Consider the following 22,623-nt stretch of genomic DNA (forward strand, 5'->3'; position numbering starts at 1 on the left):
CGCCGACCAAATCCTCGCGTCGGTCAAGCGCTTCTGCCAGAAGACAATGAACCGAACTTCAGATTCAGGTGACTAGGGTCTGCGGGCGTCGCTTCGCTCCTTGCTCCGCCCTAGAATGACGAAGGATAGGATAGGGTGGCGCTCTTCGCCCACACAGGTCTTTCGGGGAGATGTCCGGCAGGACAGAGGGGGCGAAGGAACTCTACGTCTCTATCAACGCCCCTCACCAATCCATCACCACCTTGCCCGAGCTGCCGCTGCGCATCGCATCGAACCCAGCCTGATAATCGTCGATGCCGATCCGGTGCGTGATCAACCCCGACACATCCAGCGGCCCCTGCACCAGCGCGATCATCTTGTACCAGGTCTCGAACATTTCGCGCCCGTAAATGCCTTTCAGGTGCAGCATCTTGAAGATGACCTTGTTCCAGTCGATCTCGAAGCCGGTCGGCGCGATGCCGAGGATGGCGATCTTGCCGCCATTGTTCATGGTGTCGATCATGTCGCGGAAGGCGGGTGCGGCACCCGACATCTCAAGGCCGACGTCAAACCCCTCCGTCATGCCGAGCGCCGGCATGACGTCGCGCAGCTTTTCCTTGGAGGCATCGACGACGTGCTGGACGCCGAGCTTTTTCGCCAAGGCCAACCGCACCGGGTTGATGTCGGTGATGACGACTTTCCTGGCGCCCACGCATTGCGCCACCAACGCGCCCATGATGCCGATCGGCCCGGCGCCGGTGACCAGCACATCCTCGCCGACCAGATCGAAAGACAATGCGGTGTGGACGGCATTGCCGAGGGGATCAAAAATCGCCGCGACCTCGTCCGGCACGTCATCGGGGATCGGTACCACATTGTGCAGCGGGATCGCCAGATACTCGCCGAAAGCGCCCGGCCGGTTGACGCCAACGCCGAGCGTGTTGCGGCAGAGATGCCCTCGCCCGGCGCGACAGTTGCGGCAATGGCCGCAGACGATGTGCCCCTCGCCCGAAACGCGCTGGCCGACCTTGTATTCGGTGACCGCCGCACCGAAATCAGCGACGGTGCCAACGAATTCATGGCCGGTCACCATCGGTACCGGCACCGTTTTCTGCGCCCACTGGTCCCAATTGTAGATGTGGACGTCGGTGCCGCAGATCGCGGTCTTCTTCACCTTGATCAGCACATCGTTGGGGCCGATCTCCGGCACCGGCACCTCTTCCATCCAGATGCCCGGTTCGGCCTTGGCCTTCACCAGTGCCTTCATCATGTTCGACATGCTTTTGTCCCTTGAATCTCTTGATCCGGAATCGTTTTTCGGTACCGGCCGTTCAGGAAATCACGCCCAGTTCCTTGCCGACCGCGCCAAACGCCGCCACCGCGCGGTCAATATCCGCGGTGGAATGCGCCGCCGACATCTGGGTGCGGATGCGCGCCTGGCCCTTCGGTACCACCGGAAAGGAAAAGCCGATGACATAGATGCCGCGTTTCAGCATGCGTGCCGCCATCTCCTGCGCCAAGTTCGCATCGCCCAGCATCACCGGTATGATCGGATGATCCGCTCCCGCCAACGTGAAGCCGAGCTTGCCCATTTCGGACCTGAATCGCGCCGCATTGGCATATAGGCGCTCGCGCAAGGCATCGCCATGGCGGATCAGGTCGAACACCTTGATCGAGGCGCCGGCGATCGCCGGCATCAACGTGTTGGAAAAGAGATAGGGCCGCGAGCGCTGGCGCAGCCAGTCGACCACCTGGCTTTTGCCCGACGTGTAACCGCCGGACGCGCCGCCGAGCGCCTTGCCCAGCGTGCCGGTGATGATGTCCACCCTGCCCTCGACACCGCAATGTTCGGCCGAGCCACGGCCATTCCTGCCGACGAAGCCGACCGCATGGCTGTCGTCCACCATCACCATCGCATCATATTTGTCGGCGAGATCGCGGACCCCCTTGAGGTTGGCGATGATGCCATCCATCGAAAACACACCGTCGGTGGCAATCAGACGAAAGCGGCAGTCCTTCGCTTCCTTCAGCCGCGCTTCAAGGTCGGCCATGTCGTTGTTGGCGTAGCGAAAGCGCTTAGCCTTCGACAGCCTGACACCGTCGATGATCGAGGCATGGTTCAGCGCATCCGAGATAACAGCGTCTTCCTCACCAAGCAGCGTCTCGAACAGGCCGCCATTGGCGTCGAAGCAGGAGCCATAGAGAATGGTGTCTTCCAGGCCCAGGAAAGATGAAATCGTCGCCTCGAGCTGCTTGTGCTCCTCCTGCGTGCCGCAAATGAAGCGCACCGACGCCATGCCGTAGCCATAACGGTCGAGCGCCTGCTTGGCCGCCGTTCGCAAATCAGCGCTGTCGGCGAGGCCCAAATAATTGTTGGCGCAGAAATTCAGTACTCTCTCGCCGCCGACCTCGATCTGCGCCGACTGCATCGAGGAAATCACCCGCTCGGACTTGTAGAGGCCGGCGGATTTCAGTCCTGCAAGCTCGCTGTCGATATGGGAGAGAAATGCTGCGGTCATGATCAGGCCTCGTTTGACGTGGGCAGACTGTCGTCCCCCCAGCGCAAAAAATCCATCGTAAAAGCGACCGGATCGGGTGGCCGGGCAGCATCGGCTGAGACGCCACGGGTATCGCTCAAATGATCATGCGGGGACGTACGGGACGACGAATGTTCAAATGCGGGCCGACCGCGCAAGAACCCGATAACCATTTCGCGATCTTTACCCCTTTGCCCCTTGCCGGCCGACCGTCGATTTCCAGTCCTGTTAACGTTTACGCTTCAATGGTGCTCACACAGGAATCCGTTGGCGAGAGGCCGCCCCCGAAAATGTCGCAGCAGCCGGTGCAAACCGTTTCAGGCAAGCTCATCCTGCTGATCAAGGCCGGCTATTGGCTGGCGCTGCTGATCATTGCCGCCATGGTGGCGGCCTCCTTCGTCCTGCTGCAGCAGACGATGGCCACGCAGCAGCACAACCACACCTTGCTCGACATCGTCGGCACGCAGAAAACATTGTCGCAGCGCATCGTCTTTCTTGCCAGCGCAACGGGCGCCGCCTCTCGCGACAAGCAGCCGGCGCTGGTCAGCGCTCTGAAGCAGGCTACGGCAGAGTTCGAGACGAACTACGATCTGCTGCTCAAGCAGACGGGGGCGAAGCCGGAATCGCCGGCCAAGCTCAATTCAAAATCGATCGAGAGCGTGCTTTTCGCCAAGCCCTTCCATCTCGACTATTTTTCGGTTGGCCTGATCGCAAATGGCGACCGTCTGGTCTCCGCCTTCGAATCGCAACTCAACCATCCCGACAATGGCGGCTACAAAGGCGGCGCCGAACGCGTCAACCTGGATGCCTCGGTCGCCAATGCCACCCTGTCGGGCTATGCCGCGCTCGGACAGCGTATCAGCGCCGATGCCGACGAGCGCTCCGAAAAGCTGCTCGCCCTCCATCGCACGCTCTTCTTCGCCACCCTCGGCGTCATCCTGCTGGTCGCGCTGTTCATCTTCAGGCCGATGTCCAACGCGATCCTGCGCAAGACGCGTGAACTGGTCGATGCGCGCAATTCGATGGCCTTCATCGCGGTTCACGACGGCCTGACCGGCCTGCACAACCGCACCTTCCTGACCGACCATTTCGACACGCTGATCAAGGGCGCGCATCGCCGGCGCGAACGCTTGGCCGTAGTCCAGCTCGACCTCGACCGCTTCAAGCAGATTAACGATACGCTTGGCCACGCCGCCGGCGACTACGTCCTGGTGGTGACGGCGCAGCGCATGCGCGATTCCTGCCGGGCGTCGGATCTGTGCGCGCGGCTCGGTGGCGACGAATTCGTGATGATCCTCAATGGGGCCGGCAGCACCGAAGATATCAACATGCTGGCACGGCGTATCCTTGCGCACATCAATGAGCCCATCATTTTCCAGGGCACCACCATTCTTCCTGGCGCCAGCGGCGGCATCGCCGTCTATCCGATCGATGCCGACAATGCCCAGGACCTGCTCGTCCATGCCGATCTGGCGCTCTACTCAGCCAAGAAGATGGGCGGCGGCAACTTCTCGTTCTTCTCGGAGGAGCTGCGTCGCGAGCTCGACTACCGCAAGCAGCTCGAGCATGACATCAAGGTCGCCATTTCGGAAAAAGCGTTCCAGGTTTATTTCCAGCCGCAGGTTTCCCTGACAAACGGCACCATCAGCGGCATCGAGGCCCTCGTGCGCTGGAACCATCCCAAGCGCGGCATGATCTCGCCGGGCGAATTCATTCCGGTCGCCGAGAAATGCGGCTTCATGCCGGAGATCGGTCGCATCGTGATCAGCAAGGCGATCAGCGAGGCAGCCGAATGGAACCGTGCCGGGATTGCCTTCGGCCGGCTTGCCGTCAATGTCTCTGGTACCGAGTTGCGCGAGCACGATTTCGATACGTTCCTGTTCGAGACACTGGAGAAGGCCGGATTGCCGCCACAGAAACTGTCGCTGGAAATCGTCGAGTCCGTCATCCTGGACGATGAGAAGACAGGCATCGCGGCCAAGCTTCGTCACATCAGGGCAGCCGGCGTCCATCTGGAGCTCGATGATTTCGGCACCGGCTATGCCTCGCTGAGCCACGTCAATCCCAACGAGATCGATCGGCTCAAGATCGATCGCCGCTTTGTCCAGAACATCCATGAGAACGGCGACAACTCCAAGATCGTGCGCGCCATCACAGAACTTGCCCGCGGCCTCGGCATCTCGATCGTCGCCGAGGGCGCCGAAACCGAGGCCGAGCTCGACTCGCTGATGGCGATCGGCTGCGATCAGGTGCAGGGCTATTCGATCGCCTTCCCCATGCCGCACGACAAGGCTTTGGAATGGCTGACGGCCCGCATGCCGAAGAAGGCCAGGCTGACAGTGCTGCAAGGCAGCCTGGCGTAGGTAGAGCCCGGCCCGCCTTGAAAACCAGCCACGGCGATGGGCCACTGAACGGCACCAGCAACATCCTCGACGTGCTGGAGGTGGAGCAGGCTCCAGCAACGCTGTTCATGGTCGGCATGCATCCTGAGGCCGGTGCATCCAACAGCGCGCTGGTCCGGCGCGCCAATCGCTGGCTACGATTAAAGTGATGGATTGGCCGCGGGGGGCGGCGGAAGGACCTTCAGCAGATTCAGCATTGGCACCCCAGAGGTGCAAAATGGCGCTCGTTTTCCGTCAATATCGTCAGCCCACGAACCTCAGCCGTCGCGGCGATCGCTATATCCTCGTATCCTGGCCGATGTGCCCTTGCACGGTCGACAATCGCTCCGGCGGCATTCGCCGCGCGCAAATCAAAGGGAAGAATCCGCGCTCCATAAAGACACTCGATCGCCTGCCACCAGTCGCGGAGCAAAGCGGCTTTCGTGGTCGCTCCTTCGCGCTCGGCCTTGGCTATTCCGGCTGAGATTTCGGATGCCGTGACAACGGACAGGAATAGATGTTCCGAAACAATGCGGTCGTCACATCCCGCCGACATTGGCACGCAACAACGCCAGCATGTCCGCGAACTCCTTCAGCCGTTCGTCGGACAACCCTGCGCGAAGCCGCTTGTCGAAGACGAGCGCTGCTTGCCGCAACGTCTCGAACAGCGTTTCACCCGCCTCTGTCAATTCGACCAGATGAACCCGACGGTTGACGGGATCGCGGCGGCGGGTCAGCAGGCCCTGTGTCTCCATCGCGTTGAGATGATGGGTCAGTGTCGCCCCCTGAATGCCGATCATGTCGGCGAGTTCGCGCTGGTTGGCCTGCTTGCTCGACTTGACAGACAGCAGCGTCAGCCAGACCGGCAAGGTCCCGCCCGCTTCAACCAAAGCGGCATCGAAGGCTTGTGCAACAAGCTTGGCTGTGCGGCCGAGATTCATGCCGACAGGCGGGCGTTCAAAGGGTGTCATTGCCGGACACTAGAGCATGATGCCGAAAAGTGTGAAGCGGTTTTCGGACGACGTCATGCTCTATCTCTTTGATCTAGAGGCGCATTCAGATTTCAGGTCGATCGACCTGAGAGCATCCGGCTCTAGATGGTGTTTTCCCATGGATGGGGAACAGGTTCGCGATTATACATTGACATCTAACAGTTAGATATCTAACTATTAGGCGCAGCAAGCGAGAGAGGAGAGCCGGCATGCAATATGTCTACATCGTCGTCATCGGTCTTCACGTCATGGCGGGAGTGTTCTGGGCTGGCACCACCATCACGCTTGCCCGCGATCCAGAGATCAAGGCGGAACGCTTCATCCAGCCGCAGATGGGCGCGGCCGGCATGGTCTTCCTGACCGGGGCGCTGCTGTGGTATTTTTTCCACGGCGCCTATTTCGGCTCGATGGAAATGGTGTTGGCGCTCGGCATCCTGGCCGCATTCGCCGCCGCCGGCGTGCTCGGCGCCATGGTCAGAGCGCCCAGCAGGCAGCTTGCCGGCGCCAATGCGGAAATCGCAACTCGATTGCGCGCCAGAATGGCGATGGGCGAACGCATCGCCGCATGGCTGCTGGTGGTCACCGTGCCGTGCATGGCGGCCGCCAGGATGATCTGAACATACGCTTACAAAGATCGCACGTTGCCCGGCGATGAGCCAATGACGTGCGGGCGCGCGGCCAGGCCGGCATAGATGGGCTCTCGTATGCAGGCCAGACCGCGCGCCACCAACGCCGACGCATCTCGGCCGTGCTGTATCACGATCTCCGGCAAGATATGCGCACGGCCTGCGTCCACATCATGCGGGCACAGGGCGCGTTGCCGAAATCGGTCGCGCCGGGCGCATCCAGCATCCAGATCATAAGGCCGTTCAACATGCCGATCTAGGCGGGCCGCGGATCAGATCCGCAGGCCGAAACGGATCCCGTCATAGATGGCGGCATGGATGTTGCGCGAGGCGACGGCGTCGCCGATACGGAACAGCACAAACGATCCTTGCGGATTGCGTGCGGGAAAGATGTCGCCGCCGTTGACCAGGCGTTCGTAGTCGACCGCGCCGCCGTTCTTCGCGAGCGGTTTCAGCGAGAGATAGAGGTCATCGAGCGGCACAGTGCCGTGCTCAACCACCACTTGGTCGACCCTGCGTTCCCCGCGCCAGCCATCGGCAAAATCCGAAGCGAGTTCCGCGACCAGTTGATTGCCCTCGCGTCGCACTGAACGCAGGCGCGTGTTGATGGTGACTGTGACACCCCTTTCCTGGAAGGCCCTGACATACGGCACGTGGTTCATGCCGCCCATTTCCGGCGCGAAGAAGCGTTCCGGCGAAACCAGTTCCAGCCTCGAGCCGCTGTTGGCGATCAGTTCGGCCGCGCCCATGCCCTGATGGCCGCCATTGTCGTCATAGAGCAGCACATTTTCGGCCGGCTTGACGCTGCCGGCCATGATGTCCCAGCTCGATGTCACGAGATTGTCGCCCGCCGTCAGCGGTGGGTTCTGGGGCAGGCCGCCGGTGGCGATAACGATCACATCTGGCGCCAGCGCCAGAACGTCGTCCTTCTCCGCCCAGGTATCGTAGCGGATTTCGACGCCGAGCCGGTCGAGTTCAGCCAGGCGCCAGTCGATGATGCCGATCAGTTCCTTGCGGCGCGGATTCTGCGTCGCCAGCCGCACCTGGCCGCCCGCTTGTGACGACGCCTCCAGGACCGTGACTTGATGGCCGCGCTCGGCCGCTACGCGCGCCACCTCCAGTCCGCCGGCACCGGCGCCGACGACAACGACTTTCTTGCTCGGCCCATCTGTCTTGACGATGATGTGCGGGATATCGGCCTCGCGGCCGGTCGCCGCGTTGTGGACGCACAGCGCCTCGCCCCCCTCATAGATGCGGTCGAGACAATAGGTGGCGCCCACACATGGGCGGATCTCATGTTCGCGGCCTTCCATCACCTTCCTGATGATGTGCGGATCGGCGATATGTGCTCGGGTCATGCCGACCATGTCGAGCTTGCCGGTGGCAATCGCGTGGCGCGCCGTAGCGACATCGGAAATGCGCGCCGCGTGGAAGGTCGGGAACTTTGTCGCCGCCCTCACCTCACCGGCGAAATCGAGATGCGGCGAAGACCGCATGCCGGTCACCGGGATGACCTTCGTCAAGGCGGCATCGGTCTCGATCGAGCCGCGGATGATGTTGAGGAAATCGACCTTGCCCGAACCGGCCAGCCGCCTGGCGATCTCGATGCCCTCCTCCTTGGACAGGCCTTTCTCGAAATCCTCGTCGGCGACCATGCGGATGCCGACGACGAATTTGTCGCCCACCGCCGCCCGGACCGCGTCCAGCACCATGTCGGTGAAGCGCAGCCGGTTGTCGAGCGAGCCGCCGAACTCATCGTCGCGGTGATTGGTGGCCGGCGACCAGAAACCATCCATAAGATGGCCGTAGGACTCGAACTCTATGCCGTCGAGACCCGCGGCCTGGCAGCGCTGGGCGGCGGACGCATAGTCGGCAACGATGCGCTCGATGTCCCAGTCCTCGATGGTCTTGGGGAAGGAGCGGTGTGCGGGCTCGCGCACCGGCGAGGCCGAGAGCACCGGCAGCCAGTCGGCCTTGTTCCAGCCGGTGCGGCGGCCGAGATGGGTGATCTGGATCATCACCATGCAGTCGTGTTCATGGCAGGCATCCGCGAGTTCGGCGAGCCACGGCACGATGCGGTCGTCATAGACATGCAGATTGCCGAAGGCGGCAGGGCTGTCGCGCGAGACGATGGCCGAGCCGGCGGTCATGGTCAGCGCCATGCCGCCCTTGGCCTTTTCGGCATGATAGAGCCGGTAGCGTTCTTTCGGCATGCCGTCCTCGGAATAGGCCGGCTCGTGGCTGGTCGACATCACCCGGTTCTTCAGCGTCAGATGTTTGAGCTGGTAGGGTTGGAGAAGCGGGTCGTTGCTGGTCATCGTCTTCCTGCCGTTTCAAATTGTGCTAATGAGCGCCCAAATGCGCCGCAGCCAACTGGATGCGGGGCTTGTTCGACCTTTGTTTCGTGTTCGCTGCCGTGGAGTTTCCAGCGGCCAACACCAAGGAGCCACTCATGATCGATACCAAAACCCTCACCCAGCTCGGCGCGCATGTCGAGACGCCACACAGCCCCGAACAGGCGGTCCTGGAGACCGTGCCGTTTACGCGCGGTGACGGACCGCCCGCCATCGTGCGCTTCACGGTCCCGGAATTCACCTCGCTGTGCCCGGTCACCGGGCAGCCGGATTTCGCCCATATCGTCATCGACTACGCACCCGATGCGGCTCTGGTGGAATCGAAGTCGCTGAAGCTGTTCATGACCTCGTTTCGCAACCATGGCGCCTTCCATGAAGACTGCACCGTCATGATCGGCCGCCGCATCGCGGCGGCGACCAAGCCGCTGTGGCTGCGCATCGGCGGCTACTGGTTTCCGCGTGGCGGCATCCCGATCGACGTCTTCTGGCAAACCGGCGCTCCGCCGGAAGGCGCCTGGCTGCCGGAGACCGGCGTGGCCCCTTATCGCGGGCGCGGCTAGTTCGACCATCATTCGCATTGATATTGGCTGAGCGCCCATTCGCCGGTCACCGATAAAAGGTCCGATATTTTCCATTCGCCGCCGACCTTCTTGAGCTTCCATTCGAGGCGGTGCGGGTTGCCGGCGACGACGAAGGCGACGATGACCTTGGCCTGATCGCCATTGATCGCCTCGAGTGTCTTCAGGCTCTTATCGATCTCGTCCTTGTCATAGTTCGCATTGTCGAGCGCCATGTTGGGGTCAAGGCACTCGCCCTGCCCGGATTTGCGCAACCCATCGCTCTTGTCGAGCACCGTTTTCGCCGGATCCACGAAGTGGCTGCGCTGCGACGGATCGATCTCCAGGCCGACCTGATCGTAGAACGGCCTCACCACCGCCGTCGGTGACCCTGGCTGGATGGGAGCCGGAGGCCCGCCGGCAACCGGCGGTGTTGCCGGCTCCACGGCCCCGCCGGGCGCATTCGCCGGCGGCGAACCGCTGTCGCCTGGCGCGGTCCCGGCCGGAGCGTTTGCCGGCGGCGCGCCGAGCAACCCCTGGGCAGCGGCGCCGTTCAAACTCGCCGCCAACAGGCAGATCGCCGACAGTGCCAGGATCGGACGACGGGCCATCGCATCACTCCTGATCTTGGCCCGTCATGCATTCGAGCTGGCTCAGCGTCCAGTCGCTGGTCTTCGAAGCGATGTCCGATACCTTCCACTTGCCATCGACCTTCTTCAGCGACCAATGCATTTCGCGCTGTGAATCGTCTCCTTCCGAAAAGAGGCTGAAGTTCGCCACCACCCGCGCCGTGTCGCCATCCACCGTCTCGGACACTTTCAGCGTTTTTGAGATGGCCTTCTGGTCGAAATCCTGTGCATCCAGACCTGGGTCGAAGTCGATGCAGGCGACCTGGTCCGGATTCTTCTTGGTTGCCTGGTCGTTGAGATCGAACAGTTTCGTCACCGGCTCGGTGAAGCGATCCCGGTATTGTGCGTCGGCTTCGAACTTGACCTGCGGAACATAGAAGAACTTCACGGCGTCGGACGCCGGACCAGCCCAAGCGGCGGCGGGTGCGGCAATCAACAGGATAGCAGCGAGCAGCAGTTTCATGGATTTCCCCGAATGTTTGGCTGCGGACAGCAATCAATATCACGCATCGTGCATATCGGCTTTTTTGCGGCTCATGAAGCCTTCGGGCGGCTCGTCTGCTTGCACGGATCACATCATTCGATCCTCAGTCTCCGAAAGCCGCGATCGGCGCGTTGAGTTGGGTGCGCTCAGGCTTGACGCCGAGCCCTGGCGTCTGCGGGACGCGTATATGCCCGTTCTCGATCACGATCGGGTTTACGGGATCGGTATGTCCTTCGATGTACTCCTGCGCGATCCAGGCTCCCTCAAAACGTCTCGGCTCGACGGTAGCGGCAAGGTGCACGCATGCCGCGGCAATGATATCCCCGCCCCAGGCGTCGTCGCAGCTGTGCGGAAGCGATCGTATCGCACAGAGGTCGCGAACCGTGGCCATCTTGGTGAGACCGCCAAGGCGCGTGACTTTCAGTCCGAAACCATCCGCGATGCCTGAACTAACCGCCCGCAGCACGGCATTTAAATCCTCGGTGTTCTCATCGAGATAGATCGGATGGGTAACGCGTCCCTTGAGGCTCGCGACTTCCTCCATGGTATTGCAGGGCTGTTCGAACACGAATGGAATTGCCTGGCAAAGTCGATCGATGTGCAGCGCCGCGGCAGCGGTCAGGCCACGATTGGCGTCGACGGCGATCCGGGCCTTGAAGCCAACCGCCTCCCATACTTTGTGCACCGTGGCGACGTCCTGTTCGAGATTCCGCCCGCCGATCTTGATCTGAAGCCGTGGATAACCGGCCTTGACCTTGTCGGCGGCAATACGCGCGGTCTCGTCTGGAGCACCGACAATCGTCGAATAGTAAGACGGCACACGATCGGTGAGCGCACCGCCAAGAAGGGTTGAAACCGGAACGCGCAACCGCTGGCCGGCGAGGTCGAGGAGAGCGATATCCACGGCCGCCTTGGCATAGTTGTGACCGTTCAGCCGTTCGTCCATTCTTTTGGCGAGGCGGCGCATGGACGCTGTGTCCTCGCCGATGAGTCCAGGCGCCATTTCGGCAATTGCCGCCCTCGCGCCAAGAGCGTGTTGCGGCTGATAAACAGGGCCGATCGGGCAAGTCTCGCCCCAGCCTGACAGTCCGTCCTCTGTCGTCACTTCAACCAGCGTGCTGTCCAAATTCTGCACGGTATCGCTGGCCATCCGGTAGGCACCGCCTTTGACGGGCAGAAGCACCTGATAGACTTTGATTGACTGGATACGCATTCAGACATTAGCCCCGTTCATGCTTGCCTGGTCTGGCGCCTTTCGCGATCGTCAAAGACCAAGCGCCACCTTGCGCCCGTCATGAATGGCAAATGCGGCCTGTCTGGAAGCGGTACAATCGCCGATAGAGGTGTGCGCAATCCCGCGCTTTTCGAGCTCGATGGACAGGCTGTCCTGCGCCATGCTGGTGGCGGCGAAGACCAATGCGTCGGCCTCGACCTCTTGCTCGGTCCCGTCGAGCAGCGAAGCGACCCTCGCCACTCTGCCATCCCAGTGCACGATGGCGCTCTCGGTCACGAACTTGACCTTCAGCCCGGCGAGTGCCCGACGCAGCGGCGCATCCGCGGCCATTCGCTGGAGTTCCTTGCCAACCAGGGCGTCAGGCGTGACGATCGTCACATTGTGCCCGTCCTCGGCAAGCTTCCAGGCGGTGCCACACCCTTTCCAGTTGCCGCCATCGTCCAGGACGATCACATTTTTTCCCGGTCTTGCTTCTCTGGCCATCACAGCTTCGGCAGAAAGAACTGGGCCGCCACCCGGAATCCCGTCCCACTGCGGCAGTGCCCGCTGAAAAGCGCCGTCCTGCGGCATGGAGCCGGTCGCGACAATGACGTGATCCGCGCCTTCGCGTTCGATATCCTCCGCTTCTACATACTGACCGTACCGCACATCCACCTGAAGCTGGCTGAGCTGGCGCTGGTACCAGTCGATGAGGTCCAGGATCTGCGCCCGGCGCGGCTGCAGGCCGGCAAGCCGAAATTGGCCGCCCAGGCGATCCGACGCCTCGGCCAGCGTGACATGGTGACCGCGCTCGGCTGCCACACGCGCCGCTTCGAGGCCGGCCGGGCCGCCGCCAACGACAAACACGCGTTTCGGCCGAACGGCTGCGGTGAAGCGGTCGCCGCCCCATTCCCACTCTCGCCCCGCCGACGGATTGATTACGCAGCTGATCCAATAGTCGCGGCTGCGTCGACCCCAGCACATCTGGTTGCAGGACAGGCACCCGCGGATGTCCTCGTGCCGTCCGGCTGCGGCCTTTGCGGCAAGATGCGGATCGGCGATCTGCCCGCGCACGATGGAGACAAGGTCAGCGCGGCCTTCACTCAGCACGCTCTCGGCGTTCTCAGGAGTACGGATGTGGCTCTCGGCGGTGATCAACGCATGGCTCACGGTCGATTTGAGCACCGCTGCAAGGTCAGCGCCGAGCTTTTCCGGATATAGGAAGGTCGGCATGATCTTGTAGAAATCGAAGTAGGAACCCGTCCCGCAGGTAACATAATCCATCAAGGTGTCACGGTCGTGGAGGTCGATTATCTCGGCCAATGCCTCGCGCTTCAGCGCCACTTCGACTTCCGGTTCGTCATTGATGGCAAGACCGATGATGAAGTCGTCGCCGCATTCCTTGCGAATGCGCGTCATCACCTCGCGGCTCATCCGGGTCCGATTTTGGAGGCTGCCGCCCCATCGGTCGTCCCGGCGGTTCGACCAGGGCGTCCAGAACTGGTCCAGCATCGAATGGTACGCGGCCCAGACCTCGACGCCGTCGAAGCCGGCGTCGCGGCAACGGCGCGCTGCCTGTACGAAACCGTCGATCGTTTCTTCAATCTGGCGCTCGGACATCCGATGCGAACCGTCGGAGTCGTGATAGCTCGGTAAGCCTGAAGGTGACCAGCCGGCATGGAACGAGTTGTCCGCGTCCGCGTGTTGACCGACATGGTAAAGCTGCTGGATGGCGACGGCGCCATTGCCGCGGATTGCATCCGTCACTTTGCGAAAATGCGGGACGACGCTGTCGTCGGAGGGGCGAAAGTTGCCGCGCGTCAGCACTGCAGCCTGATGTACAGGCATCGGCTCGACCACGATCATGCCGGCTCCGCCGATCGCGCGTTCGGCGTAGTAGCCGATATGGCGTTCGGTCGGCAGCCCCTCTTCGGCCATATTGGCGGTATGCGCTCCAAACACGATCCGGTTGCGCAGCGTTTTGCCACGCAATTTTGCCGGCTCGAACAGACGCTTGAAGACCCGCTCAGGCATACGCTCTCTCTCCTGCGCCGCGCGATCGCACAGTGGCCTGGTGCCGATGGGAAACGCCGGCACCTTGGAGCGGTGCCGGCACAGCTTGTTGCCAAGCCTCGGGAATTACGCGTCCAGCCAGACGTTCTGGAGATCCATCTCGAAGGTCTGGTGAACGCCGTAGTTCTTCACCTTCTTGTTCATGTGGCTGTAGAGCTTCTGCCAGAACGGCTGAATGATGACGCCGGAATCCTGCAGGATCTGCTCGACATCCTTCATCACCTCTTTGCGCTTGGCGACGTCGATCAGCGAGAGCGCCTGCTTGAGCTTGGCATCGAACTCAGGGTTGGAGTACGCCGTCTCGTTCCAGGCCTCGCCGGTGCGATAGCCGAGCGCCAGCACCTGGACGCCGAGCGGACGCATATACCAGATGGTCATCGAATACGGGTATTTCGTCCAGTCGTTCCAGAAGGTCGAGCCGGGCAGCACCGTACGCTTCACCTTGATGCCGGCCTCACGCAACTGGCCGGCGATCGCATCGCCGGTGGCCTTTTGCCAATCGTCCTCGACGGTGATCAGTTCATGCTCGAAGTCGGCCTGCCCGGCTTCGGCCATCAGCTTCTTGGCGCCGGCAGCGTCGCGGGTCTTCTTGGGCAGCGGATAGTATTCCGGGTGAATCGGGCTGACATGGTGGTTCTCACCGACCGTGCCTCGCCCATTATAGCCGAGCTGCAAGACGGCATTGTTGTCGACGGCCATCTGCAGCGCGTTGCGCACCTTTTGGTCGTCATAGGGCTTGTGCGTGATGTTGGTCCGGGCAACGAGCGTGGTCGCCGTCGCGACTTCCGATTTCACCAGCCCCATCTTGTCGAGGATGTCGATGAAATCGGAGGGCGTCTCGAAATTGAGGTCGATCTCGCCGGAATCGAAGGCGTTGACCGAAGCATTGAAGTCGGTGCCGTAGTCGATGAATTCGACACCGTCGAGCGGCGCCTCGCCGCCCCACCACTTGCCATTCTCGCGGCGCTTGACGACCGCCTTCGTGCCGACCGCGTAGGACACCAGCTCAAAAGGTCCAGTGCCGATCGGCTTCTTGATCGGATCGGCGCCGGCGGCATCGAAATTGCGGTGGACCACAAGCGCCGGATAGTCGGTGAAGTTTGGAATGATCGCGATGTCGGGTTCGCTGAGCTTCAGCTTGACGGTGTTGTCGTCAACCTTGGTGATGGCGCCGTCCCTGGCCTTGCCGGTTTTGGCATCGATCAGCGCGCCGACGCGTGCGGCCATGGAATTGCCGGCAGCACCCTTCTCGCACCAGCGCGTCAGGTTGAAGACCACGTCATCGGCGTTGAAGGTATCACCATTGTTCCAGGTGATGCCCTTGCGCAGATGCAGCGTGTATTCGGTGGCGTCGTCATTGATGTCCCAGCTTTCGAGCAGGACCGGTTCGAAGGTGAATTGTCTGGTATAGCGGACAAGCGGTTCCAGCCAGCTGCGGGTGATGTTTGCCATTTCCACCCAGTCGTAAGTGCGGGGATCCTTCTGCGCCTTCACCGGCATCGAGACGTGCAGCGTTCCGCCTTTCTTCGGTTCCTCGGCCAAGGCCTGTCGGGGCGCCGCAAGGCCGATCATGCCGTAGGCCACGGCCGTCGATGCGCCGAAGGCGCTCGCCAGCGCCAGGAACTCGCGCCGGTCCATACGACCCGCGCGCGCCTCTTCAGCCATCGCCTCGATAGCGGCTGGAACGCGATCACCATTGCTTCTGTAGACTGTCATTTTTCTTCTCCCATTGGTTCCGTCGGGTCTTTCGCCCGTTCTATCAACTAACGCTGTCTGGCAGTTTCTCCTCGCGCCGCGCGATCAAATCCGCGAGACCCTCGGCGATGCCCTCGTCGAGCTTCGGCTCCTCGTAGTCGGCCAGCATGTTGCGCGCTTTGTCACGGCCACGCGTATCGTGGTCTTTTGCCCCTTCGGCATTCCATTGTTCGTACGAATTGAAGTCCATGATGCTGGGCATGAAGAAAGCCCGCTCGAAATGGTCAAGCGTGTGCTGGGTGCCGAGAAAATGACCCTGCGGCCCCACCTCGCGGATCGCCGCCATCGCGTCCTTGAAGTCGTCGAAGGAGAGCCCGCCGGCATATTTGTACCAGCCGACGAGTTGCTCGCAGTCTGTGGCGAATTTCGAATAGCCGCAGGCGAGACCAGCCTCGAGCCATCCAGCCGAGTGCCAGATGTAGTTGGCGCCGGCAAGAATGGCGGCATGCATGAGCATGTTCGCCTCGTAACCCGCCTGGGCATCGTTCAGCTTCGACCCGACATGGAAGCCGGATGTGCGCCACGGCAGCCGGTACTTCCGCGCCAGGGCTCCCATCAGATACATCATCTGCGCGGCCTCCGGCGTGCCGCCCATCGGAGCGCCGGTCTTCATGTCCACCGTCACCATGAACTGCCCGTAGATCTGCGGCGAACCCGGACGCAGCAACTGGGTGAAGGCGACACCGGCCAATGCTTCCGCATTGACCTGCGCCACCGCGCCGACGGCGGAAGCCGAGGTCGAGGCGCCGCAGAGGGCGAAGGGCGCGAGAATCAGCGGCTGGTTGTGACGTGCATAGACCTTCATGGCGTCCAGCATGGTGGCGTCCCACACCAGCGGCGAATTGCAGTTTGTGATCGACACCAGCACCGGGTTGTCGCGGACGAAGTCCTCGCCGAACACGATGCCGGCCATCGCCATCGTGTCTTCGGCGCGATCCTTTGACGTCACGATGCCCATGAAAGGCTTGTCGGAGTGCTTCAGCGCTGAATGGATGATATGAAGGTGGCGCTTCGGCACCGGAATTTCCATCGGCTCGCAGATGATCGAGCTCGAAGAGTGCAGCGCCGGCGCCATGTAGGCGAGCTTGTGGAAGTTGTTGAGGTCGGCCAGCGTGCCGTAGCGCCTGACGTTGTCGAGATCACGCACATAGGGCGCGCCGTACATCGGCACGAAGATCGAATTGTTGCCGCCGACGCGCACCGTGCGCTCCGGATTGCGCGCATTGAGCGTGAACTCCGACGGAACCTTCGAGACGAGTTCCATCAGGAGGGCGCGGTCGATGCGGACGCGCGTCTCGGAAACGTCCGCTCCGGCCGCCTTCCACATGGCGATCGCCTCATCGTCGCGGAATTCGCATCCCACCTCTTCGAGGATGGAGAGCGAAGCTTCGTGGATCAGCTCCACCGCCTCGTCCGGGACCATCTGATAGACGGGAATCTGCCGCACCAGAGTCGGAAAAGAGGCAATCGGCGCGCTGCGGAGCGCCTTGCGCCCGAGACGGCCGCCGCCACGGCGGTGTGTCGATTCGGTCAATTCAGCGGCCGGCGCGTTCATGGCAACTCCATTCCTCTTTTGGCTGCCAGCCTAATCAGACAAAAAGGGGCTGTGACGCTGGAAAATCCTGATCTCTTGTATAAGCTGTGCTTATGCGAAGCCTGCGCCACCTCTTGCCGTCCGCCGGCAGCCTGATCGTCTTCGAGGCTGCGGGCCGGTTGTCGAGCTTCACCGCCGCCGGGCGCGAGCTCGGCATGACCCAGGCTGCCGTTTCCTATGCGGTGCGCGGCCTGGAGGAACAGCTTGGCGCCCAGCTCTTCCAGCGCCGCCATCGCCAGGTCAGCCTCACCGAGGCCGGCGAGCGTTTTCATGCCGATGTCTCGCTTGGCCTTTCGCACATCCGCAAGTCGGCGGAGGACCTGCGCCTGCAGGCGACCGGCGGCCATGTGACGCTTGCCGCCTCGACGGCCTTCGGTTCGTTCTGGATGATGCCGCGCCTGCAGCGGTTTCGCGACGAATTGCCGGGCATTGACCTTCGCATCCAGACCGGCGACCGCGATCTCGACATCATCGCCGAAGGCATTCCGCTCGCCGTGCGTGGAGGCGTGCCACGCGACTGGCCGGACTATCATTCGCTGTCGCTTTCCGATGAAGAGATTTTTCCGGTCGCGGGCCCCAGCTACCTCGCCAAATTCGGCCGGCCTGAGACCGTGGAGCAGTTGGCGACACATCGCCTTATCCATCTGGAGGAGCCCTATCGCGAGGCCCCTAATTGGGACGAATGGTTCCAGTCGGCCGGAGCCAGCCTGCGCAATGCCGAGCGTGGCTTGCGCATCAATGATTATGCGATCGTGATCCAGGCCGTCATGGAAGGGCAAGGCATCGCGCTCGGCTGGCGCCACCTTGTCGAGCGGCTGCTGTCGACCGGGCTGCTGGTGCCGGTGACGGACCACGTGATGAAGACGGGCACGGCGTTCTACGTCATCTGGCCGAAGAACCGCGAGCTCAGCGACAATGCGCGCAAGGTAAGGGATTGGCTATTGGCGCAGGCGTGAGGCAGCCGAACACCGCAACCCGGCAGCCGGATTGCGGTGCTTTAAGTCTTTGTTTTGATGCATGTCGTTGCCCGTTAGCAGTTCAGACAGAACCGTCATTCTTCAGGCCAAGGACGTCGATCTTATCAATGGTCGGCGGGCCGACGAACAGCGCTTCGGCATTGGCCATCAGCGCCTTGGCAATCTCGCCGGTGAGATGCGCCTGCCGCCCAGTCTCGTCATGGAAGGCATCGAAGACGCCAAAGACGCTTGGCGAAAGCTGCAACGCGAACCAGATCGGTGTCTTGGCTTCCTGGTTGGCCATCTGCAATCCCACGTTCAGGAATGCGGCGACGTCCTTCTCCTTGCCGGGCTTGGCTTCGAAGCGTGCGAACAGTGCGAGCTTGATCATCTGACTTCTCCTGTTGATATTTCCTGCGGCCGAACCGACCGTCGATATCAAGCCTCGCAGGAATGATGCGAAAACCGTATTGGCAAAAATGACATCTTTGATATCATTGTTGCCATGAATATTTCCGTGCTTGTTCTCGACGGCGCCTTCGATACCGGCCTCGCCGCCGTGCTCGACGTTTTCGGCACCGCCAACGAACTGGCCGGCCTGCTACCGGCCCCGCCTGCCCACTTCAGCACGGCCATTGTCGGCGTCAGGGACACGGTGCTTACCGGTCAAGGCCTGCAAGTGCCGGTGACCAGGATCGGCTCTGAGGCGGCGCCGGACTGGCTGCTCATTCCAGCACTCGGCCAGAAGATGCCTGAGCCGCTCGGGCAAGCGCTGCTCAGGCCGGATATCGCGGACGCGGTAGCAGCCTTGCGCGGTGCCGCCGAAACCGGCGCTCGCATTGGTGCGGCCTGCATCGGCACCTTTGTGCTGGCGGAGACCGGCCTGCTCGACCGGCGGCCATCAACCACGACATGGTGGCTGGCACCGATGTTCAGGCAGCGCTACCCGCAAGTGCGGCTCGACGCGGCGCGCATGCTGGTCAATGACGGGCAGTTCGTCACCGCCGGGGCAGCACTCGGCCATATCGACCTCGCTCTGATGGTGGTCCGGCAGACGAGCCCGGAACTGGCGGCGCTGACGGCGAAATACCTGATCGTCGACAGCCGGCCGCTGCAATCAGCCTATGCCATCTCAGACCACCTCGCCCATTCGAACCCGCTGGTCGAGCGCTTCGAGCGCTGGGCGCGCGAGCATCTTGCGGTTGGCTTCAGTCTCGATGAGGCAGCCGCAGCCCTTGGCGCCAGCAAGCGTACGCTGTCGCGGCGCGTCAACGACGTGCTCGGCAAGACACCGCTGTCCTATTTCCAGGATCTCCGTGTCGAGCAAGCGGTGCATCTCTTGAAGACGACGTCCGACAGCGTCGACCATATTGCTGCCAAGGTCGGCTACGGCGACGGGGTGACGCTGCGCAATCTGCTACGGCGACGGCTGCACAAGGGCGTGCGCGAAATCCGCGCCACGAACTGATCCATCATCCGCAAGATTCTGCCCTCTCGCATGGGTGTCGAATCCGCCTATAATCGCCGCATGCCTATCCGCCAGCTTTCCGAAACAATGATCAACCAGATCGCCGCCGGTGAAGTCATCGAGCGTCCGGCGAGCGTGGTCAAAGAGCTGGTCGAGAATGCGCTCGATGCCGGCGCATCACGCGTCGAGGTCGTTACCGCAGGCGGCGGGCTGAACCTGATCCGCGTCACCGATGACGGCTCCGGTATCCCCGAACAAGAGCTTTCATTGGCAATCGCGCGTCACTGCACCTCCAAGCTCGCCGAGGACATTCATGACATCCGCTCGCTCGGCTTTCGCGGCGAAGCGCTGCCATCGATCGGTTCGGTGTCGCGGCTGTCGATCCGGTCGCGCACGGCTTTCGGCGACAGCGCCGCGGAAATCGGCATTGAGGGCGGCCGCGTCCTGCCCGTCAAGCCGGCGGCCGCCAATCGCGGCACGACGGTCGAGGTGCGCGACCTGTTTTTCGCGACGCCGGCAAGGCTCAAGTTCATGAAGGGCGAGCGTGCCGAAAGTTCGGCAACCAGCGACGTGGTCAAACGCATCGCCATCGCCTTCCCCGCCGTTCGGTTCACGCTGGCCGGTTCCGACCGCTCGACGCTGGAATTGCCGGCGACCGACGACAGTCCGGAAGGCAGCCTGCGCCGCGTCGCCCAGGTGATGGGCGCCGACTTTCCCGACAATTCCATTGCCATCGATGCGATGCGCGAAGGCGTGCATCTGACCGGCCATGTTTCGATCCCGTCCTTCACCCGCGCCAACGCGCTGCAGCAATATGCCTATGTCAACGGCAGGCCGGTGCGCGACAAGCTGATTGCCGGCGCCATCCGCGGCGCCTTCGCCGATGTCCTGCCGCGCGACCGCCACGCGGTGACGGTGCTGTTTCTGTCGCTCGATCCGGCCATTGTCGACGTCAATGTGCACCCTGCCAAGGCCGATGTGCGTTTCCGGGATCCGGGCCTGGTGCGCGGGCTGATCGTCGGCGCCATTCGGCAGGCGCTGGCCGAGGCGGGTATCCGCTCAGCCACCACCGGCGCTGCGGGCATGATGGCGGCGTTCCGGCCAGGTGCCGCATCCTATGATCACGGCGGCCCGGCCAACGGCCATCGCAGCTACGAAGCGGCTTACCGAGCCTCCGGTCCAGCAGGCTTCGACCCTTCACGCTCGCCGCTGCGGCCGCTCGACATGCAACTCGAAGGCTCGGGCTTTGAACGCGCCAGCGCAAGGCACGGCGGCTTTGGTGAACCCGACCAGGCGGCGTTCGATACCGGCACACTTGCGAGCGCCGATACACGCGCAGGGCAGAGTGAAGCGACAGAGACGCTGCTTGGCACGGTGCTCGGTGCGGCACGAGCCCAGGTGCATGAAAACTACATCGTTGCCCAGACAAGGGATTCACTCGTCATCGTCGACCAGCACGCCGCGCATGAGCGGCTGGTCTACGAAGCGCTGAAGAACGCGCTGCATTCGCGTGCCGCGCCCTCGCAGATCCTGCTTCTGCCGGAGATCATCGATCTGCCGGAGGAGGACGCCGAACGGCTGGCCATGCACTCCGAAACGCTCGCCCGCTTCGGCCTCGGCATCGAGCGCTTTGGCCCGGGCGCCGTTGCCGTGCGCGAAACACCGTCGATGCTGGGCGAAACCAACGTCCAGCAATTGGTGCGCGACCTTGCCGACGAGATCGCCGACAACGACACGGTCGACACGCTCAAGGAACGGCTGGACAGAATAGCCGCGACCATGGCCTGCCACGGTTCGGTGCGCTCCGGCCGGCTGCTCAAGGCCGAGGAAATGAACGCGCTGCTGCGCCAGATGGAGGCGACGCCGGGTTCCGGCACCTGCAACCATGGCCGTCCGACCTATATCGAGCTCAAGCTGGCCGATATCGAGAGGCTGTTCGGGCGGCGGTGATTTTGCCCAGCGGCGGCCGACGGCTGCCGGCTCAGCATAGCCATCCGGCTGGCGGGTGTCTGCATCAACCAGTGATCGTGGCGGCTTGCGATCTTGAGTCCGCAAATGGCTCCAACTCTTTGTCTTACCTCTTCAAATTCACAACGATGACGCCGCCGAGCGCCAGCGCGCCGCCGAGGATGCCGAGCAGCGTCGGCACTTCGCCCAGCCAGAAGAAGCCGATCAGGGCGGACATCGGCGAGACAAGGTAGAGAAAATTCGAAGCACGCGCCGCCGGCAGACGCGACAGGGCCGTCGCCCAGGCCGCGTAGGCAATCAGGCTTGGCACGATGCCAAGGAAGATGACGGCGCCCAGCCCGGCCGTGTTGGCGACCGTCGCCTGCGAAAGAGCCGTGGGTAGGAAGGGCGACAGGCAGAGCGCGCCGAGCACCATGTTGGAGGCCGAGATGGTCAGCGGATGATGGCGCGCAAAAAGCGGCTTCTGGACGATGGTGTTGACGGACGAGCAGAGCGCGGAGCCTAGCACCAGCAGCGCGCCGACGTTGAAGTGCAGGCCATGGCCGTCAGCCACGGCGATGATGCCTATGCCGGCGAAGGAAATGGCCGTGCCGACCCAGGCCATGCCGGAGAAACGCTCGCCCAGGAGCGCCATCGCCATGATGGCGGTGAAGATCGGGCTGACATTGATGATGAAGCCGGCCGCACCCGCGGAGACGGTCAGTTCGCCGAAATTGAGCATCGCCGTATAGAGCGCCACGAAGACGACGCCACCAAAGGTGAAGCGCCACAACTCGCCGATTCGGGGCAGCGCCGGGCGCTTGACGGCAAGGAAGATCGCCGCCGGCACGGCGGCGATGGCAAAGCGCAGCGCCCCAAGCTCCAGCGGCTGGAAGGCGGCAAGGCCGGCACGGATGGCCGGAAAAGCGGATGCCCAGCCGACCACGGTCAGCGCAACGGCGATGGCTGCGGTGCTGTCCATCCGCTGTGTCGAATTCAACGTGCCTGTCGTCGCACTCATCTCACGGTCCCGGTGCTCTTCCATTCTGAAAGCCACAAAACGCCTTTTCTCGCTTAT

Annotated in this window: 20 protein-coding genes; 7 read left to right on the forward strand and 13 right to left on the reverse strand. The window is 62.5% G+C overall.

Features of this window, described 5'->3' with window-relative positions:
* Positions 1 to 223 precede the first annotated feature (223 nt).
* The gene (gene tdh, locus FJ938_RS18415) at positions 224 to 1,258 is read right to left on the reverse strand and encodes an L-threonine 3-dehydrogenase (protein ID WP_140613230.1); all 1,035 of its coding nucleotides are present in this window, start codon (positions 1,256 to 1,258) and stop codon (positions 224 to 226) included.
* Between the two features lie 52 nt (positions 1,259 to 1,310).
* Positions 1,311 to 2,498 (reverse strand): glycine C-acetyltransferase, encoded by a 1,188-nt coding sequence (locus tag FJ938_RS18420; RefSeq protein ID WP_140613231.1) that lies wholly within the window; start codon positions 2,496 to 2,498, stop codon positions 1,311 to 1,313.
* Positions 2,499 to 2,806: 308 nt separating this feature from the next.
* On the opposite strand from FJ938_RS18420, the gene FJ938_RS18425 reads away from it, so the two are divergent.
* Both FJ938_RS18425 and FJ938_RS30010 read left to right on the forward strand, forming a co-directional pair.
* Positions 2,807 to 4,879, forward strand: coding sequence for an EAL domain-containing protein (locus FJ938_RS18425; RefSeq protein WP_140696088.1), 2,073 nt, complete (start codon positions 2,807 to 2,809; stop codon positions 4,877 to 4,879).
* Positions 4,880 to 4,896: 17 nt separating this feature from the next.
* A complete protein-coding gene (locus tag FJ938_RS30010; protein ID WP_246671639.1) occupies positions 4,897 to 5,067 on the forward strand; it encodes a polysaccharide deacetylase family protein in 171 nt (56 codons plus the stop codon).
* A 41-nt stretch (positions 5,068 to 5,108) separates the two neighbouring features.
* Here FJ938_RS30010 and FJ938_RS18435 read toward each other — a convergent pair whose 3' ends face one another.
* Complete coding sequence (locus FJ938_RS18435) at positions 5,109 to 5,453, reverse strand: PIN domain-containing protein (protein WP_140613245.1); 345 nt, start codon at positions 5,451 to 5,453, stop codon at positions 5,109 to 5,111.
* Positions 5,437 to 5,868, reverse strand: a complete 432-nt coding sequence (locus FJ938_RS18440; RefSeq protein ID WP_140613233.1) for a MarR family transcriptional regulator — start codon at positions 5,866 to 5,868, stop codon at positions 5,437 to 5,439. Before FJ938_RS18440 ends, FJ938_RS18435 begins: the two co-directional genes overlap by 17 nt.
* A 230-nt stretch (positions 5,869 to 6,098) precedes the next feature.
* Here FJ938_RS18440 and FJ938_RS18445 point away from each other — a divergent pair, with 230 nt between their 5' ends.
* Positions 6,099 to 6,506, forward strand: coding sequence for a hypothetical protein (locus FJ938_RS18445; protein WP_140696091.1), 408 nt, complete (start codon positions 6,099 to 6,101; stop codon positions 6,504 to 6,506).
* A gap of 281 nt (positions 6,507 to 6,787) precedes the next feature.
* On the opposite strand, the gene FJ938_RS18455 is transcribed toward FJ938_RS18445, so the two are convergent.
* Positions 6,788 to 8,833 carry an NADH:flavin oxidoreductase gene (locus FJ938_RS18455; protein ID WP_140613235.1) on the reverse strand — a complete coding sequence of 682 codons (2,046 nt, stop codon included), beginning with the start codon at positions 8,831 to 8,833 and terminating at the stop codon, positions 6,788 to 6,790.
* A 134-nt stretch (positions 8,834 to 8,967) separates the two neighbouring features.
* On the opposite strand from FJ938_RS18455, the gene queF reads away from it, so the two are divergent.
* The gene (gene queF / locus FJ938_RS18460) at positions 8,968 to 9,429 is read left to right on the forward strand and encodes a preQ(1) synthase (RefSeq protein ID WP_140613236.1); all 462 of its coding nucleotides are present in this window, start codon (positions 8,968 to 8,970) and stop codon (positions 9,427 to 9,429) included.
* A gap of 8 nt (positions 9,430 to 9,437) precedes the next feature.
* Here the strand turns inward: queF and FJ938_RS18465 are convergent, their stop codons facing one another.
* The 6 genes from FJ938_RS18465 to FJ938_RS18490 all read right to left on the reverse strand — a co-directional run bounded on the left by FJ938_RS18465 (position 9,438) and on the right by FJ938_RS18490 (position 17,135).
* Positions 9,438 to 10,037, reverse strand: a complete 600-nt coding sequence (locus FJ938_RS18465; protein ID WP_140613237.1) for a hypothetical protein — start codon at positions 10,035 to 10,037, stop codon at positions 9,438 to 9,440.
* Between the two features lie 4 nt (positions 10,038 to 10,041).
* Positions 10,042 to 10,518, reverse strand: coding sequence for a DUF3828 domain-containing protein (locus FJ938_RS18470; protein WP_140613238.1), 477 nt, complete (start codon positions 10,516 to 10,518; stop codon positions 10,042 to 10,044).
* Between the two features lie 124 nt (positions 10,519 to 10,642).
* On the reverse strand, positions 10,643 to 11,752 hold the full coding sequence (locus FJ938_RS18475) for a mandelate racemase/muconate lactonizing enzyme family protein (protein ID WP_140613239.1): 1,110 nt from the start codon (positions 11,750 to 11,752) through the stop codon (positions 10,643 to 10,645).
* A gap of 51 nt (positions 11,753 to 11,803) precedes the next feature.
* Positions 11,804 to 13,786, reverse strand: a complete 1,983-nt coding sequence (locus FJ938_RS18480; RefSeq protein WP_140696096.1) for an FAD-dependent oxidoreductase — start codon at positions 13,784 to 13,786, stop codon at positions 11,804 to 11,806.
* Between the two features lie 105 nt (positions 13,787 to 13,891).
* On the reverse strand, positions 13,892 to 15,541 hold the full coding sequence (locus FJ938_RS18485; RefSeq protein ID WP_140696098.1) for an ABC transporter substrate-binding protein: 1,650 nt from the start codon (positions 15,539 to 15,541) through the stop codon (positions 13,892 to 13,894).
* 43 nt (positions 15,542 to 15,584) lie between these two features.
* Positions 15,585 to 17,135, reverse strand: coding sequence for a trimethylamine methyltransferase family protein (locus FJ938_RS18490; RefSeq protein ID WP_140696100.1), 1,551 nt, complete (start codon positions 17,133 to 17,135; stop codon positions 15,585 to 15,587).
* Between the two features lie 92 nt (positions 17,136 to 17,227).
* Here FJ938_RS18490 and FJ938_RS18495 point away from each other — a divergent pair, with 92 nt between their 5' ends.
* Positions 17,228 to 18,130: a LysR substrate-binding domain-containing protein gene (locus FJ938_RS18495; protein ID WP_140613242.1), complete on the forward strand. Its 903-nt coding sequence runs from the start codon at positions 17,228 to 17,230 to the stop codon at positions 18,128 to 18,130.
* Between the two features lie 82 nt (positions 18,131 to 18,212).
* Here the strand turns inward: FJ938_RS18495 and FJ938_RS18500 are convergent, their stop codons facing one another.
* Positions 18,213 to 18,521 carry an antibiotic biosynthesis monooxygenase gene (locus FJ938_RS18500; protein ID WP_140613243.1) on the reverse strand — a complete coding sequence of 103 codons (309 nt, stop codon included), beginning with the start codon at positions 18,519 to 18,521 and terminating at the stop codon, positions 18,213 to 18,215.
* 126 nt (positions 18,522 to 18,647) lie between these two features.
* Here FJ938_RS18500 and FJ938_RS18505 point away from each other — a divergent pair, with 126 nt between their 5' ends.
* Positions 18,648 to 19,598 carry a helix-turn-helix domain-containing protein gene (locus FJ938_RS18505; RefSeq protein ID WP_348640939.1) on the forward strand — a complete coding sequence of 317 codons (951 nt, stop codon included), beginning with the start codon at positions 18,648 to 18,650 and terminating at the stop codon, positions 19,596 to 19,598.
* Between the two features lie 60 nt (positions 19,599 to 19,658).
* On the forward strand, positions 19,659 to 21,548 hold the full coding sequence (gene mutL / locus FJ938_RS18510; protein WP_140613247.1) for a DNA mismatch repair endonuclease MutL: 1,890 nt from the start codon (positions 19,659 to 19,661) through the stop codon (positions 21,546 to 21,548).
* Between the two features lie 124 nt (positions 21,549 to 21,672).
* On the opposite strand, the gene FJ938_RS18515 is transcribed toward mutL, so the two are convergent.
* Entirely contained in the window at positions 21,673 to 22,566 is an 894-nt protein-coding gene (locus tag FJ938_RS18515) for a DMT family transporter (protein ID WP_140696102.1), read from the reverse strand.
* Positions 22,567 to 22,623: the final 57 nt, after the last annotated feature.

It is taken from the genome of Mesorhizobium sp. B2-4-14 (assembly GCF_006442155.1).
Lineage (GTDB): Bacteria > Pseudomonadota > Alphaproteobacteria > Rhizobiales > Rhizobiaceae > Mesorhizobium.

What these genes read in the sequence shown, in the direction of transcription:
- tdh (WP_140613230.1), bottom strand. Translation starts at nt 1,258, where the DNA reads ATGTCGAACATGATGAAGGCACTGGTGAAGGCCAAGGCCGAACCGGGC.
- FJ938_RS18420 (WP_140613231.1), bottom strand. Translation starts at nt 2,498, where the DNA reads ATGACCGCAGCATTTCTCTCCCATATCGACAGCGAGCTTGCAGGACTG.
- FJ938_RS18425 (WP_140696088.1), top strand. Translation starts at nt 2,807, where the DNA reads ATGTCGCAGCAGCCGGTGCAAACCGTTTCAGGCAAGCTCATCCTGCTG.
- FJ938_RS18435 (WP_140613245.1), bottom strand. Translation starts at nt 5,453, where the DNA reads ATGTCGGCGGGATGTGACGACCGCATTGTTTCGGAACATCTATTCCTG.
- FJ938_RS18440 (WP_140613233.1), bottom strand. Translation starts at nt 5,868, where the DNA reads ATGACACCCTTTGAACGCCCGCCTGTCGGCATGAATCTCGGCCGCACA.
- FJ938_RS18445 (WP_140696091.1), top strand. Translation starts at nt 6,099, where the DNA reads ATGCAATATGTCTACATCGTCGTCATCGGTCTTCACGTCATGGCGGGA.
- FJ938_RS18455 (WP_140613235.1), bottom strand. Translation starts at nt 8,833, where the DNA reads ATGACCAGCAACGACCCGCTTCTCCAACCCTACCAGCTCAAACATCTG.
- queF (WP_140613236.1), top strand. Translation starts at nt 8,968, where the DNA reads ATGATCGATACCAAAACCCTCACCCAGCTCGGCGCGCATGTCGAGACG.
- FJ938_RS18465 (WP_140613237.1), bottom strand. Translation starts at nt 10,037, where the DNA reads ATGGCCCGTCGTCCGATCCTGGCACTGTCGGCGATCTGCCTGTTGGCG.
- FJ938_RS18470 (WP_140613238.1), bottom strand. Translation starts at nt 10,518, where the DNA reads ATGAAACTGCTGCTCGCTGCTATCCTGTTGATTGCCGCACCCGCCGCC.
- FJ938_RS18475 (WP_140613239.1), bottom strand. Translation starts at nt 11,752, where the DNA reads ATGCGTATCCAGTCAATCAAAGTCTATCAGGTGCTTCTGCCCGTCAAA.
- FJ938_RS18480 (WP_140696096.1), bottom strand. Translation starts at nt 13,786, where the DNA reads ATGCCTGAGCGGGTCTTCAAGCGTCTGTTCGAGCCGGCAAAATTGCGT.
- FJ938_RS18485 (WP_140696098.1), bottom strand. Translation starts at nt 15,541, where the DNA reads ATGACAGTCTACAGAAGCAATGGTGATCGCGTTCCAGCCGCTATCGAG.
- FJ938_RS18490 (WP_140696100.1), bottom strand. Translation starts at nt 17,135, where the DNA reads ATGAACGCGCCGGCCGCTGAATTGACCGAATCGACACACCGCCGTGGC.
- FJ938_RS18495 (WP_140613242.1), top strand. Translation starts at nt 17,228, where the DNA reads ATGCGAAGCCTGCGCCACCTCTTGCCGTCCGCCGGCAGCCTGATCGTC.
- FJ938_RS18500 (WP_140613243.1), bottom strand. Translation starts at nt 18,521, where the DNA reads ATGATCAAGCTCGCACTGTTCGCACGCTTCGAAGCCAAGCCCGGCAAG.
- mutL (WP_140613247.1), top strand. Translation starts at nt 19,659, where the DNA reads ATGCCTATCCGCCAGCTTTCCGAAACAATGATCAACCAGATCGCCGCC.
- FJ938_RS18515 (WP_140696102.1), bottom strand. Translation starts at nt 22,566, where the DNA reads ATGAGTGCGACGACAGGCACGTTGAATTCGACACAGCGGATGGACAGC.